Annotated in this window: 13 protein-coding genes; 5 read left to right on the forward strand and 8 right to left on the reverse strand. The window is 44.2% G+C overall.

Translation table 11 applies throughout. The features are described 5' to 3' along the window. The first annotated feature begins 5 nt into the window (after window positions 1-5). Window positions 6-992 carry a lytic murein transglycosylase gene (locus FJQ87_RS09365; RefSeq protein WP_140932414.1) on the forward strand — a complete coding sequence of 329 codons (987 nt, stop codon included), beginning with the start codon at window positions 6-8 and terminating at the stop codon, window positions 990-992. Between the two features lie 41 nt (window positions 993-1,033). Further along, window positions 1,034-1,474 (forward strand): YcgN family cysteine cluster protein, encoded by a 441-nt coding sequence (locus FJQ87_RS09370; RefSeq protein ID WP_140932415.1) that lies wholly within the window; start codon window positions 1,034-1,036, stop codon window positions 1,472-1,474. 92 nt (window positions 1,475-1,566) lie between these two features. Here FJQ87_RS09370 and FJQ87_RS09375 read toward each other — a convergent pair whose 3' ends face one another. From FJQ87_RS09375 to nhaB, 3 genes are all read right to left on the reverse strand, one after another. Further along, the gene (locus FJQ87_RS09375) at window positions 1,567-2,415 is read right to left on the reverse strand and encodes an alpha/beta hydrolase (RefSeq protein ID WP_206194337.1); all 849 of its coding nucleotides are present in this window, start codon (window positions 2,413-2,415) and stop codon (window positions 1,567-1,569) included. A 40-nt stretch (window positions 2,416-2,455) separates the two neighbouring features. Next, window positions 2,456-2,989 carry a disulfide bond formation protein DsbB gene (gene dsbB, locus FJQ87_RS09380; RefSeq protein ID WP_240778679.1) on the reverse strand — a complete coding sequence of 178 codons (534 nt, stop codon included), beginning with the start codon at window positions 2,987-2,989 and terminating at the stop codon, window positions 2,456-2,458. A gap of 75 nt (window positions 2,990-3,064) precedes the next feature. Beyond that, on the reverse strand, window positions 3,065-4,657 hold the full coding sequence (nhaB, locus tag FJQ87_RS09385; protein WP_140932417.1) for a sodium/proton antiporter NhaB: 1,593 nt from the start codon (window positions 4,655-4,657) through the stop codon (window positions 3,065-3,067). Between the two features lie 287 nt (window positions 4,658-4,944). Here nhaB and fadR point away from each other — a divergent pair, with 287 nt between their 5' ends. Further along, window positions 4,945-5,664 (forward strand): fatty acid metabolism transcriptional regulator FadR, encoded by a 720-nt coding sequence (gene fadR / locus FJQ87_RS09390; RefSeq protein ID WP_140932418.1) that lies wholly within the window; start codon window positions 4,945-4,947, stop codon window positions 5,662-5,664. Window positions 5,665-5,796: 132 nt separating this feature from the next. On the opposite strand, the gene FJQ87_RS09395 is transcribed toward fadR, so the two are convergent. The 4 genes from FJQ87_RS09395 to sodB form a co-directional block, all read right to left on the reverse strand. After that, window positions 5,797-7,332, reverse strand: a complete 1,536-nt coding sequence (locus FJQ87_RS09395) for a SpoVR family protein (RefSeq protein ID WP_140932419.1) — start codon at window positions 7,330-7,332, stop codon at window positions 5,797-5,799. 9 nt (window positions 7,333-7,341) lie between these two features. After that, window positions 7,342-8,610, reverse strand: coding sequence for a YeaH/YhbH family protein (locus FJQ87_RS09400; RefSeq protein WP_140932420.1), 1,269 nt, complete (start codon window positions 8,608-8,610; stop codon window positions 7,342-7,344). A gap of 46 nt (window positions 8,611-8,656) precedes the next feature. Next, a complete protein-coding gene (locus FJQ87_RS09405; RefSeq protein WP_140932421.1) occupies window positions 8,657-10,591 on the reverse strand; it encodes a PrkA family serine protein kinase in 1,935 nt (644 codons plus the stop codon). Between the two features lie 217 nt (window positions 10,592-10,808). Beyond that, the gene (gene sodB, locus FJQ87_RS09410) at window positions 10,809-11,393 is read right to left on the reverse strand and encodes a superoxide dismutase [Fe] (RefSeq protein ID WP_140934059.1); all 585 of its coding nucleotides are present in this window, start codon (window positions 11,391-11,393) and stop codon (window positions 10,809-10,811) included. A 223-nt stretch (window positions 11,394-11,616) separates the two neighbouring features. On the opposite strand from sodB, the gene FJQ87_RS09415 reads away from it, so the two are divergent. Both FJQ87_RS09415 and FJQ87_RS09420 read left to right on the forward strand, forming a co-directional pair. Next, window positions 11,617-11,958, forward strand: coding sequence for a Grx4 family monothiol glutaredoxin (locus FJQ87_RS09415; RefSeq protein WP_140932422.1), 342 nt, complete (start codon window positions 11,617-11,619; stop codon window positions 11,956-11,958). Window positions 11,959-12,068: 110 nt separating this feature from the next. Further along, entirely contained in the window at window positions 12,069-13,394 is a 1,326-nt protein-coding gene (locus FJQ87_RS09420; protein WP_140934060.1) for an IS4 family transposase, read from the forward strand. Between the two features lie 84 nt (window positions 13,395-13,478). On the opposite strand, the gene FJQ87_RS09425 is transcribed toward FJQ87_RS09420, so the two are convergent. Then, entirely contained in the window at window positions 13,479-14,711 is a 1,233-nt protein-coding gene (locus FJQ87_RS09425) for a uracil-xanthine permease family protein (protein ID WP_140932423.1), read from the reverse strand. Window positions 14,712-14,946 lie beyond the last annotated feature (235 nt).

Consider the following 14,946-nt stretch of genomic DNA (forward strand, 5'->3'; position numbering starts at 1 on the left):
GTTTAATGAAACTATATGTGCGTGCAGCAGTGTTATTAATTGGCATCACATCTGGAGTTTCTGCTAATTCACAGGCAAATCAGCCTGCTGAACAACAATTCTCATCGCATCTTGCGCAGTTAACATCGGCGGTATTAGCTGACCCTCGCCATTCATTAGATAGCCGCGCGTTAGATAAGATCATGGTGGGTATTAAGCCTTACTTCCGCTACTCGGTAGCGCCTGCGCAGCAAACCACTGTTAATCTTGATACTTATCTTGCAACTCAAGTGCCTAATCACAAGGTTGAACGGGGCTTAGCCTTATTGCAAGAGCACCAAGGGCTGCTAGATAAAATCGGCGAGCGTTTTGGGGTGCAGCCAAGGTTTATCTTAGCGCTCTGGGGCATTAGGTCTAATTATGGTGAGCAAGCGGGGCAGTTTCCGGTGTTAACTATATTAGCCAGTCAAAGCCAGAGCGATGAGGCGCAGCAAGCAAGCTTTATCGATGCTGTGGTGGCATTAGCGCAATCAGGGCTAAGCCCGCAAGATTTTGTGGGCAATAGAGACGCGCGCCTTGGACAAGTCGCTTTAACGGCATCGCAATACTTATCCCATGGTGTTGATGGCGATGACGATGGCAAAGTTGATATTTGGCAAAATCATGCCGATATATTCGCGACCATAGCCAATATACTCAAGCAGCAGGGTTGGCAGCAAGAAGCCACTTGGGGACGCCAAGTGCAATTGCCCGTGGATTTTGATTTAAGCCAAGCGCAAGCACCGCAAGCCTTTAGTTACTGGCAACAACAAGGCGTGCGCCGTTTTGATGGTACTGACTTACCAAACGTCGATAGCATACGCGCTAATGTAATAGCGCCTGATGGTAAAAAAGGGCGCATTTATCTGGTGTATGACAACTATCGAGCCATCAATGCATGGCTTGATAATCACTATGACAGTATTTCAGTGACCTATTTATCAGAGCGGATCAAGTTTCCTCAACTAAAATAGTGTAAACTAGCCGACTTTTCTCAAGTATCAAGTGGTCATGTATGTCGTTTTGGAAGCAAAAAAAGCTAGCTGAGTTTACCCATGAAGAGTGGGAGTCTCTGTGCGATGGCTGTAGTAAATGTTGTTTGAACAAACTTATCGATGATGAGACTGAGCAACTCTATTATACCAATGCGGCTTGTAAGCTTCTTAATACGGCGTCAGGCGGCTGTCAAAAGTATGCCGATCGCTTTCAAGAAGTGCCTGAATGTACTCGCATTACCCCTGAGAATATTGCTGAGTTGACTTGGTTACCGGATTCTTGTGCGTATCGCCGTATTTATCAAGAACGTGATTTGCCAAGCTGGCATCCGTTATTAACTGGTTCAAAAACCGCCATGATTAATGCGGGTATGTCAGTGTCTGGTAAAGTGGTTTGTGAAAGCAAAGTCATAGATATTGAAGATCATATAGTGCTTTGGCCATTGCAAGACGTTGAATAACTACTCATTTTGGACTAGCGCCGCCGTTGTATTTATCGCGACACAGATAAACAGGTAACGAGTTAGCCCAATGCCAAGTGCCATAAAAATGCCTAGCCTATGCGCTGGGCTTTTTTATGGCGACAGGTTTGTAGCTCTTGCTGAGTGACTACCTGCGCGCCGATAAACTGCTCAATTAATTCACGAATTTTATGGGTTAGCCATGGCGGTCCATCATCTGTCATGTCATTGTGTTTTGCATCGATTAAGGTAACAACACATATAGCTTGGGACTGACTATTTGTTTTTGTGGGCAATACACCCTCATCCGCCGCAAAATCACTGGCTCTAATCGATAATATGTTAATGGCTGTAGTCGTTGGCAATGGCATTCTGCGATGATCTAAGGTGATCAACCGACTGATATAGTCATTTGGTTGGTTGGCAAGCCATGCAGATATATCGCCGCCATTGGAATGTCCTACTAACGTCAGATGGTCAAAATCAAACTCAGGCAGGCGCTTTTTCAACGTATCTCGCACAAAAGTTAAGGTTTGCGCGCCGCGTTGCCAATTTTCCTGACGGGTGACAAAAAAGTTACCTTGGGTGGCGAGCATAGGGTCGCTGGCTAATTCATGGGCTATTTCAACTACTAAGTAGCCTTGCTGATTAAATAGCTGGCGAATAAAGGTATATTTAAGATGAGGTACGCCGTAACCGGCACTGATAAACACCACAGGGCAGGGCTTGAGTGCACTGCATTGTGATGCGCTCTGCTGCGAGTGATGCAAAGGTTTAGTAATATTAATCGGGATAATGCGCTCTCGACTGCTATCAACTAATTGCTGTTGGTTAAGGCCAACATCAGCCTCAACCACAACCTCTATATCCGCACTATAAGCTCTTGCACTATAAACATAAGAACCAGTGATAAATAGCAGGGCTATCAATACTTTTATCATATGCATTCCTTTGCCTTTTTATATCAGTAGGATTTTTACATCAGTCTGAGTGATGGCTAGTAATATTTGCCCTGTATAACGGCTTGGCCATAATGACCCAGGCGATTAAATAGAGACTGAAACACACTTGCATCCACTGCGCCATGCTTAACCCTAACATGCTCCACACTGAATCTGTGCACATGCCCGTTGGCATAAGAACGGCTGGGAACCAGTCATGCAGCGGCATGAAACTTGGGAAGTTAGGTAAAAAATCACAAGTGGCAAAAGGGGATGGGTCTGATTGAATCGCGACTAATTCGGTCGCAATTTGTAATCCCCAGCCAGCACTCACCAGCCAAAGTAGGCCGCCTACGATTCTCACTGTGCGCACTGGATAAATAATATTAATTAACGCCGCTACACCTATGCCAAATACGGCGAGGCGAATATAGACACACATGACGCAAGGCGTGAGTCCAAGACCATATTGAAAAAATAAGGCGGTGATTTCAAGGGCGAGGGCCGTTAGGCCAAGGATGGCCCATGAACGACGAGAATGGCTAAATTGGGTTAGCTGGTTTTCGGTGATCACAACAACTCCTATCAATAAAAAACGCCCTGAGATCAGGGCGTTTGACTTTACTCGATAGTTATTAGGGCGGTCAACTTAATGTGAGGCAGCGCCGCTATTCATCACTTCTTGCACACTATGGTGAATTAAGAAGTTATTGTCATAAAAGTACTGAGTCATCTCCACTAAGAAACCTGTCTCAATGGTCACTAGGCCAACGACAGACAAGATGATGGTATATGGCAGCGCCATCCACACCATGCGTCCGTAAGATAAGCGGATGAGTGGCGCCAAGGCTGAGGTTAATAAGAACAAGAAGGCTGCTTGTCCGTTCGGTGTAGCTACCGAAGGTAAGTTAGTCCCAGTGTTAATAGCAACCGCTAATAAGTCGAATTGTTCACGGGTAATTTGACCATTTAATAAAGCAGCTTTCACTTCGTTAATATAAACAGTACCCACAAACACGTTGTCAGACACCATAGATAACACGGCATTAGCAATGAAGAACACCACTAATTGTATATTACCTTCAAAGCTCAGAGCCCACTGAATAACAGGCGCAAACAATTGCTGGTCAATAATCACGGCCACAACTGCAAAGAATACGGCCAATAATGAGGTGAAAGGCAGCGCTTCTTCGAAGGCTTTACCTAAGGCATGCTCATCGGTGACGCCATTGAACGCAGTACACAAGATAATGACAGTTAAGCCGATTAAGCCTACAGAGGCTAAATGCATGGCTAAACCTACCACTAGCCATACACCCACTATGGCTTGCACTATCAGTTTCATGTTGTCGCGATTAGTGCGGTGAGCATCTTCATGGTCGGCGTATTCACACAAAATTTTATGTACTGCTTCGGGCAACTGGGCGCCATAACCGAAGATTTTGAATTTTTCAACGGCCAAGCAAGTCAATAAACCCGCGAAAAATACAGGCACTGTCACAGGTGACATGCGAATAGCAAACTCAGCAAAGTTCCAATTAGCTTGCGCTGCAATAATCAGGTTTTGCGGTTCCCCCACCATAGTGCAAACACCACCTAAGGCGGTACCAACACCAGCATGCATTAATAAATTACGTAAATAACCCCGAAAGGCTTCTAATTCATTTTCATGTTCATCTAAGGTTTGGTTGTTATTTTGTGGCTGGTCATGGCTTTCACCAAAAGACATGCCAGAGGCAACCTTGTGATAAATGCTATAAAAACCAACGGCAACGGCAATGATTACCGCGATAACGGTCAATGCATCTAAAAAGGCTGATAAGAAGGCGGCGGCGGCACAGAACATTAGCGATACCGCTGTTTTGCTGCGCACCTTAGTGATTATCTTAGTGAAGCCAAATAGCAGCAACTGCTTCATGAAGTAAATGCCGGCGACCATAAACACCAGTAATAAAATGACCTCGAGGTTGGCTTCGATTTCATGCATGACTTGGTTAGGCGTTGTCATTCCTATAATGACGGCTTCTATGGCAAGTAAACCACCAGGTTGTAATGGGTAGCATTTTAATGCCATGGCCAAGGTGAAAATAAACTGTATAACTAATGCCCAACCAGCAACAAATGGGTCGAAATAAAACAGGATCGGGTTAATTAGTAAAAATGCGAGGATTGTTATCTTATACCACTTAGGCGAACTGCCTAAAAAGTTTGAGATAAACGCCTGACTTAAGGTCACAGGCATGGCTTCCGTACTCCTAAATAATTTAAATATAACTAGCGGCTAAACATGTGTTTGTTATCGCTAAATTCTAACGTAAAGTGCAAACTAATGTCATGTCAATGACGGGATAATTAGTCTAAACCTGATCTATACAACATAATGGCAGTATTTTAAAGATAAAGCCCATTTATCATAATTGTTAACTTTTAATTTATGATTTTTATGCATTTACGCTTTGGGTTTTCATTTTTGTCCCTTCTGGTATGATAAGCGCCAATATTAATGCAAGACCAAAGGATAGTGGGCTGATGATTATCGAAGCCAAAGGACCTGCAAGTTTTGCAGAAAAGTATATTGTGCGATCCATTTGGGAAGAAAAATTCCCACCTGGCTCAATATTGCCAGCTGAACGTGAGCTGTCAGAACTGATAGGTGTGACTCGCACCACGCTTCGAGAAGTATTACAACGTTTAGCGCGTGATGGTTGGTTAACTATCCAACATGGTAAACCGACTCGTGTTAACAATGTCTGGGAAACCTCAGGTCTTAATATTTTAAGTACCATAGCAGATCTAGACCCCGAAGGTTTTCCTACCTTAGTCGACCAATTACTGTCTGCTAGAACCAATATCAGCGCCATTTATTTCCGTGGCTGTATTCGCATGAACCCTAAGATTGCGACCGAAGTCTTGAGCGGTATTCATGAGCTTGAAGATACGGCTGAGGCTTATGCTGAATTTGACTATCAATTGCACCATACCATGGCGTTCTCTTCTGGTAATCCATTGTATGTGTTGATCCTTAATGGCTTTAAGAAGCTGTATAGTGGCGTTGGCCGTTATTATTTCAGCAGCAGCGAAGCGCGTTTATTAGCGCTAAATTTTTATCGCAAGCTGGAAATGTTAGCCCAAGAAAGCAACTATATGGATGTGCCTATGTTGATGCGCCATTATGGTATGGACAGTGGCAAAATGTGGTTAAAGCTTAGAGATGATATGCCTGCTGATGTTGCTCAGGAGCTGAAATAACTACCGATGAACTACCCTAACAACCACTAGACTCAGTGTTATGTTAGACAGTTATCTTGAGTGGACTTATCAAGAAAATGCCCCAAAATGGGGCATTTTTTGTATTTGCAGTTTTCGATTAGTCTTAAGCCATTATGGCTGCGAGCGATGGGGCTTATCAGAAATCGGGCAACTGGCAATGATTTGGCGGCTACCATCGTCATTATGTTGCTCAATTCTCACGTCAAACTGCCACAACCTATGCAGATGACGCACCACTTCTTGGCAAGAATCCGCTAACGGAATACCTTGATGAGGCACGTATCTTAAGGTGATTGACCTATCTCCCGCGACATCCACTTGGCAGACCTGAATGTTGGGTTCCAAATTCGACAAGTTATATTGCTGCGATAAAGTATGACGGATATCACGATAACCTTGCTCGTCATGGATGGCCGACACAGATAAAAACTGTTTATTGGTGTCATCATGCACACCAAAAAACTTAAATTGGCGAATTAAGCGTGGCGATAAGTACTGGCTGATAAAGCTTTCATCTTTAAAGTTTTCCATGGCAAAGTGTAACGTCGTTAACCAATCGGTATCGACTATGTCAGGAAACCAGTGCCTATCTTCATCGGTCGGTTCTTCACAAATCCGTTTGATGTCCATAAACATATTAAAGCCTAACGCATAAGGATTAATGCCACTGTAATAACGGCTGTTGTAGGCCGGTTGCGCGACTACACCTGTATGGCTTTGCAAAAACTCCAACATAAAGCGGTCTGTCACTACGCCATCATCATAAAGATGATTCAATATGGTGTAATGCCAAAATGTCGCCCAGCCTTCGTTCATGACTTGAGTTTGCTTTTGCGGATAAAAATATTGCGACATCTTGCGCACAATGCGCACTAGCTCGCGCTGCCATGGCTCGAGCAGCGGGGCATTTTTTTCCACGAAGTATAAAATATTCTCTTGTGGCTCAATCGGAAAGCGTTGCTTCTGGCGGCGCTCGGTCTTGGAGCTATCGGTTTTTGGTATAGTGGTGCGCCATAAATCATTGACCTGACTTTGCAAATAGGCTTCGCGCTCACGTTGACGCGATTGCTCTTCTCGGAATGATATTTCCGCCGGGCGTTTATAGCGGTCCACACCATAATTCATTAAGGCATGACACGAGTCGAGAATGTCTTCAACCGCACGCACGCCATGGCGCTCTTCACATTCGGCGATGTAATTTTTAGCGAACACTAAATAATCTATGATGGAACTAGCATCTGTCCAAGTTTTAAATAAGTAATTATTTTTAAAGAAACTATTGTGACCATAGCAAGCATGGGCAATCACCAGTGCTTGCATAGTAATCGTATTTTCTTCCATTAAGTAGGCAATACACGGGTTGGAGTTGATCACAATTTCATAGGCTAGCCCCATTTGGCCGCGTTTATAACCTTGCTCGGTTTGAATAAAGCGTTTGCCAAAAGACCAATGGGTATAACCTATGGGCATGCCAATGCCGGCATAGGCATCCATCATTTGTTCCGCTGTGATCACTTCAATTTGGTTGGGGTAGCTGCTTAAGCCGTAATGAGCGGCAACTCGTTTAATCTCTTTTTGATATTGCTCGATTAAGTCAAAGGTCCATTCAGGGCCATCACTTAACGGTGTTAGCATTGTTTTAGTCATAAGCCCCCCTTAAACCGCTTGTTTCTTAAATAATTCTCGAAACACTGGGTAAATATCTTCTACTTGTCGAATATGCTGGACCGCCATATTGTCGTAGCTTTGTTGCAGCGCTTCATATTCACGCCATAAGGTTTGATGCGCCCGATTAGTGATTTCGATATAACTGAAATAACGCACTAATGGCAGGATGTTATCTTCTAATAAGGTTTTGCAACCTGGCGAGTCATCAGCCCAATTGTCACCATCCGAGGCCTGGGCTGCGTAGATGTTCCACTCATGAGCTGGGTAGCGTTCTTGCTGCACTTCATACATGAGTTTAAGAGCGCTTGATACTATGGTGCCACCGGTTTCTTGTGAGTAGAAAAACTCATGTTCATCCACTTCTTTGGCTTGGGTGTGGTGGCGGATATAGACCACTTCTAAGTTCTTATAAGTTCGAGTTAAAAATAGGTATAGCAAGATATAAAAGCGTTTAGCCATGTCCTTAGTGGCTTGATCCATTGAGCCTGATACGTCCATTAAACAGAACATCACGGCTTGACTGGTAGGAATTTCGCGTTTGGCAAAGTTATTGAACTTCAAATCGAAAGTATCAATAAATGGCACTTTATCAATGCGTTGTTGCAGTAGAGCTATTTCTTCTTTCAGCGCTAAAATCTTCTCAGCTTGTGAGCCTGGCGTGTTTTCTAAGGCGGCAAGTTGCTCAATGAGTTCATTGAGTTGGCGTTTACGCCCTGAAGTCATAGCAATGCGCCGCGCCTGCGAGCCGCGCAGTGAACGCACTATGTTGATGTTGGCTGGCACGCCGTTATTGGTAAAGCCAGCGCGATAAATCTGATATTCCACTAATTTATTGAGGCGGTTTTTTTGTAAATTGGGCAGTTCTAAATCTTCAAACAATAACTCCAAGTATTCTTCTTGGGATATTTGAAACACAAACTCATCTTGGCCTTCGCCAGAATCTGAGGCATCACCTTTGCCGCTCCCTTGGCCACCACCGCCTTGGGGACGTTCAATTTGATCGCCGCGAATAAATTGGTCATTGCCCGGATGCACGCGATCACGCACGCCACCTTTACCTTGATGAAAACTTGGCTCAGTAATATCGCGGGTCGGAATACTGATTTTTTCGCCTTTATCCACATCGGTGACGCTGCGGCGGGTGACGGCCTCACTGACTGATTTTTTGATTTGGTTTTTATAGCGGTCAATAAAACGCTGGCGGTTGACTGTGCTTTTTCCTTTAGCATTTAACCGTCTATCGATGAAATTAGCCATAGCGCACCTCCCATAGGCTGGAGGGGACTAAGCCCCTCCAGTAGGACTAAGATGATTTACGCACTCTGAGATACCACTCAGACAGTAAACGTACTTGTTTCTTGGTGTAGCCTTTCTCCATCATGCGATTGACAAAGTCATCATGCTTACGCTGATCATCGGTCGATGTCTTAGCGTTAAAGGAAATGACAGGCAGTAAATCTTCTGTGTTGGAGAACATTTTCTTCTCAATCACAGTGCGCAACTTCTCATAGCTAGTCCACTGCGGATTATTGCCTTCATGATTCGCCCGTGCACGCAGCACGAAGTTAACGATTTCATTCCGGAAATCCTTAGGGTTTGAAATGCCCGCTGGCTTTTCAATTTTCTCCAGTTCAGAGTTAAGCGATGAGCGGTCAAATAATTGGCCAGTTTCTGGGTCGCGATATTCTTGATCTTGGATCCAGAAGTCAGCATAAGTGACATAACGGTCAAAAATGTTCTGGCCATATTCTGAATAAGACTCGAGATACGCGGTTTGAATTTCCTTACCAATAAACTCCACATATTTAGGAATGAGGTAGCCTTTTAAGAACTCCAAGTAACGCTCCGCGGTGTCGCTTGGGAACTGGGCTTGTTCAATCTGGCGTTCAAGTATGTAGAACAAGTGCACTGGGTTGGCGGCAATTTCAATGCTATCAAAGTTAAAGACTTTCGATAGAATTTTGAAAGCAAAACGGGTTGATAAGCCCTGCATGCCTTCATCAACGCCGGCATAATCGCGATACTCTTGATAAGACTTAGCTTTCGGGTCGGTATCTTTTAAGCTTTCACCATCATAAACCCGCATTTTTGAAAACAAGGAAGAGTTTTCTGGGGTTTTTAAGCGTGATAGCACAGTAAATTGTGCCAAGGTTTCTAAGGTGCCAGGGGCGCAAGGCGCTTTGACCAACTCAGAATTGACCAGTAATTTTTCATAGATACGAATTTCTTCAGAGACTCGTAAGCAATAAGGCACTTTGACTATGTAGACTCGGTCTAAGAAAGCCTCATTGTTCTTGTTGTTACGAAATGCTGACCACTCAGATTCATTCGAGTGCGCCAAGATGATGCCGCTATAAGGCAGTGCGGATAAACCTTCGGTGCCGTTATAGTTGCCTTCTTGAGTCGCCGTTAATAGGGGATGCAGCACTTTAATCGGCGCCTTAAACATCTCCACGAATTCCATTAAACCTTGGTTAGCGCGGCACAAGGCGCCTGAATAGGCGTAAGCGTCGGCGTCATCTTGGGAGTAATGTTCAAGCTTGCGAATATCGACTTTTCCCACCAAGGCGGAAATGTCTTGGTTGTTTTCATCCCCAGGCTCAGTTTTGGCGATGGCAAGTTGATCCAAAATTGACGGATACACCTTCACCACTTTAAAGCGACTAATATCACCACCAAATTCGTGTAAGCGCTTGACCGCCCATGGCGACATAATGGTTTTTAAGTAGCGTTTTGGTACTTGATATTCATTGGCTAAAATCGCGCCATCTTCATCAACATCAAATAAACAAAACGGATGGTCATTGACTGGGCTACGCACACCATCAGCACTTAAAATGTATACAGGTACTTTTTGCATCAACGCTTTGAGCTTTTCGGCTAATGACGATTTACCGCCGCCGACAGGGCCCAGTAGATAGAGGATTTGTTTTGATTCTTCAAGCCCTTGGGCTGAATGTTTTAGATAAGCAACGATTTGCTCTATGGCTTCTTCCATGCCATAAAAATCTTTAAACGCTGGGAACCTTGAAATCAGACGGTTAGAAAAAATGCGGCTAAGAATGGGATCTTTTGAAGTGTCAATCACTTCAGGATCACCAATGGCCATTAGCAGGCGTTCTGCTGCTGATACATAGGCACTGCGATCGTTTTTACAAATATCTAAAAACTCCTGCAAGCTATACTCTTCGTCGAGCTTCCTTTCGTAGCGTTGTTGGTAGTGCTCAAAAATGCTCATATTGACCCCCTGAAGCGCTGACTTAACAATACGATGATTATCATCCCATCCCTTAGTTAAGAATAGACACTATATTTACATAAAGGTCAAAAATATTTAATAAAAACAACGACAAATAGTTGCAAACGCAACAGTTGCAAACGCATTGTCGACGCTGTTAATAAACGCTAACCATAAAAAAGGAGCTCTAAGAGCTCCTTATTATCAAGGCTGATGATTAGCCTTGCAGATTCTCGTTTACAAAGTTCCAGTTCACTAATTTCCAGAAGTTAGCTAAGTAATCTGGACGCAAGTTACGGTAATCGATGTAATAAGCGTGTTCCCACAAATCAACGGTCAGCAGAGGCGTTACACCAGCTTGAGTTAGTGGGGTAGCAGCGTTGCTAGTGTTAACAATGGCTAAACTACCATCAGCATTCTTAACTAACCAAGTCCAAGAACTACCGAAGTTGTTAACAGCGCTATCGTTAAACTTAGCTTGGAATTCAGCAAAAGAACCGAACTGCGCCTTGATAGCGTCAGCCACAGCACCTGTTGGTTCGCCGCCAGCGTTAGGGGCTAAACAATGCCAGTAAAAAGTGTGGTTCCATACTTGAGCGGCGTTGTTAAATACACCAGCAGTAGAAGTCTTAACGATTTCTTCTAAAGTTTTGTCAGCAAAATCAGTCCCTTCAATCAAACCATTCAGTTTGACTACATAGGTATTGTGATGCTTGCCATAGTGATATTCTAAGGTTTCTTTAGAAATGTGTGGCTCAAGTGCATCCATAGCGTAAGGTAAAGCGGGTAAGGTAAAAGCCATGCGATTCTCTCCGTGGATTGTATTGGTCATTATCTTGACCGTGCTGATGTCTCTATTGTACTGATTAATTGTGTGAAGTGAATCATCAATTTACCGATTGGCTAGATAGTCATCATCGAAATAAGCCATTAAGTAAAAGACTTACAATCTGTGGGATTTTGTTCTTGGATGGCTTAGCGTACAATATTGGATAAGTTCAGCATGTATTAACTTAGGAACAAGCATGGAAACCGTAGAAAAGATTAAGCAACAAATTGCCGAAAACCCAATCATTGTTTACATGAAAGGGTCACCTAAATTGCCAAGCTGTGGTTTTTCATCTCAGGTTGCACAGTTAATGATCAATATGGGTGAGCAGTTTGCTTATGTTGATATTTTACAGCATCCAGATATCCGCGCCGAATTACCAAAATATGCAAATTGGCCAACCTTCCCACAACTGTGGGTTGAAGGTGAATTAATCGGTGGCTGTGATATTTTGACTGAAATGTACCAAAAAGGTGAGCTGCAGACGTTAGTTAAAGACGTTGCCGCCAAGTACAAAACCGATGAGCCAGAAGCTTAATCGTTAATAAAAAACCCGCATTTGCGTAATGCCGATCAGTTAAGACAGATCGCTTGACGATCTCACTGAAAGGATCAAAATCCGATGACCCCATGTCATCGGATTTTTTTATGCAACTTTCAGAAGCTTTGGCGCGTACTCATATCAATCGCCATACCGAATTCACCTGTCTGGCCGATGTGCTTGAGCCTGATTTAATTCAGTCGTGCCTTGATTCTCATGGTGTTGCCAGTTTACGGCGACGTAAGTTACCTATGGATGCCATGATTTGGGCGGTGATTGGTATGGCTCTGTTCAGAGGCGAGTCCGTCCGCTCTCTCATCAATAAGCTTGATATCGTCTTACCTCAAGAGGTGGATTACGTGGCTCGCAGCGCTGTTACACAAGCGCGCAAGCGGCTGGGCTCTGACGTTGTTCAGGATGTGTTTAAGCGAAGCGCCAAGACTTGGCATGAGAGAGCAGAGCATCCACATTGGTGTGGACTCAACCTCTACGGTGTCGATGGTGTCGTGTGGCGAACACCTGATAGTGAGCAAAACAACCAGGCCTTTGCCAAAACCGCCAACGCTGCTGGTGATGCTGCCTATCCTCAAATTCGTATGGTTTGCATGATGGAATTAAGCAGTCACTTGGTATTGAACAGTGCCTTTGATTCTGTTGCTGTCAGTGAAATGAATTTAGCCGCCGAACTGATATCCAGCATACCCAATAACAGCCTAACTCTGTTTGACAGAGGCTTCTATTCGTTGGGGCTTTTGCACGCTTGGCAACAGGCTCAACCTAACAGCCACTGGCTGCTGCCGTTGAAGAAAGGGACACAATATGAAGTGGTACGCTCTTTAGGAAAACACGACCAATTGGTGCAGTTAACCACCACACCTCAAGCCAGAAAGAAATGGCCTATGCTGCCTGACAATATTGAAGCTCGCTTACTGACGAAGACGGTAAAAGGTAAGTTGGTTGCCATTTTGACCTCATTAACTGACCCCTTGCGTTATCCGGGGGCTGAGATAGTGGATTTATATGCCCATCGATGGGAGATAGAAGTGGGCTATCGGGAGATGAAGCAGCATCTGCTGGAGAGTCGCTTTACGTTACGCAGTCAATTGCCAGAGCTGGTTATCCAAGAATTGTGGGGGGTACTGTTGGCCTATAACCTCATCAGATACAAGATGGTGTTGATGGCTAAAAGCTTACCGTCGTTACATCTGAACCAATTGAGCTTTAGAGATGCGTCGAGTTATATCATTTTAAAACTGACTCAGCTGTCATCTCAAACGCCAGGGAATGTCCCGAGAGATGTTTTGGACATAGTGCGTAATGCAAGGCAGTTCAAGCTTGATGGGAAACGGGATAGGGCCTATCCACGTGCGTTAAAAATGAGTAAAAACAAGTATCCCATTAAGCCTAAGAAAAATGCCGTTCACACTAAGTGAACGACATTACGCAATTGCGGGCTTTTTTGATGCACTAATCGCCAATGTAGTAGGGATAGTTGCCGACTTTATAATGCACTAGTTTTACTGCGCTTTGCTCTCCACAGTAAAGTGCGCTGGCAGTAATAGATTCATTAAGATAGCTACAATACCGCACAAACTAATGCCGCTCAGGCTAAACTCGCCAATACCAAATGCCATACCGCCAATACCAAAGACTAAGGTCACGCCAACAATACATAAGTTGCGCGGAATATTAAGATCAACTTGATTTTTAATTAACGAGTTAAGCCCTACGGTCGCAATCGAGCCAAATAATAAGCACATAATGCCGCCCATCACAGGCACTGGAATGGTTTGCATCATGGCGCCTAACTTACCCACAAACGCTAACACTATGGCGGTAATTGCAGTCCAAGTCATCACCACAGGGTTAAAGTTACGGGTCAGACTAATAGCACCGGTGACTTCGGAATATGTGGTGTTGGGTGGTCCGCCAAAACTTGCCGCCGCAATTGTCGCGATACCATCGCCCATTAAGGTGCGATGTAACCCTGGCTTTTTCATGTAATCTTTTTGTGCCACGTTGGAGATAGCTAAGATATCACCTATGTGCTCAACCGCTGGGGCAATGGCCACGGGGATCATAAACATGATGGCTTGCCAGTGAAATTCTGGGGCTACGAAGTGGGGGATAGCAAACCATGGCGCGGCAACGACGGCACTGAAATCGACAATGCCAAAATATAAGCTCAGTAAGTAGCCGACGGTAATGCCAGATAAAATAGGCATTAATTTCAGTATGCCTTTGGCAAATACCGCCACCAAAATCGTGGTGAGTAGTGAGGCGATAGAGATAAATAAGGCTAAGTCTTGTTGCACTAACACGCTTGAGCCATCGCCAGTTTTACCTAAAGCCATATTGACGGCCGTAGGCGCTAAGCCTAAACCAATCACAATGATGACCGGGCCCACAACTACAGGTGGTAATAGTCTATGGATAAAGGTAACGCCATTGATTTTAACGGCAGCGCCTAGAAGCACATACATGCAGCCGGCGGCCATTAAGCCGCCCATAGTGGCAGGTATACCCCAAGTTTGTACGCCGTAAAGAATGGGCGCAATAAAAGCAAACGAGGAAGCGAGGAAGATAGGTACTTGGCGTTTGGTCACTAACTGGAACAATAAGGTGCCAAATCCAGCGGTGAACAGCGCCACGCTAGTATCAAGCCCGGTGATCAGTGGCATTAGCACGAGCGCACCAAATGCGACAAACAGCATTTGTGCTCCTTGTAATGGTAGAGTGTACTTACTCATAAACGGTCTCATTATTGTGATTCATTATTGAAGGGAACATTAATATTTGAGCAATATTGAATCGAATAGGGATCTTTTATACTGAGGAGGGCGCTCCACAACACAATCAATGCGATTCGATGCTTGTATGCATGAAGGCTTAGTTAAGCTACGTGCAAAACCCACAGATTTTATCATGAAAATTAATGATTAAATTTTGATTAATTTGGGGTTTATCACACTAATGCTAATGAAA

Source organism: Shewanella sp. SNU WT4 (assembly GCF_006494715.1).
GTDB lineage: Bacteria > Pseudomonadota > Gammaproteobacteria > Enterobacterales > Shewanellaceae > Shewanella.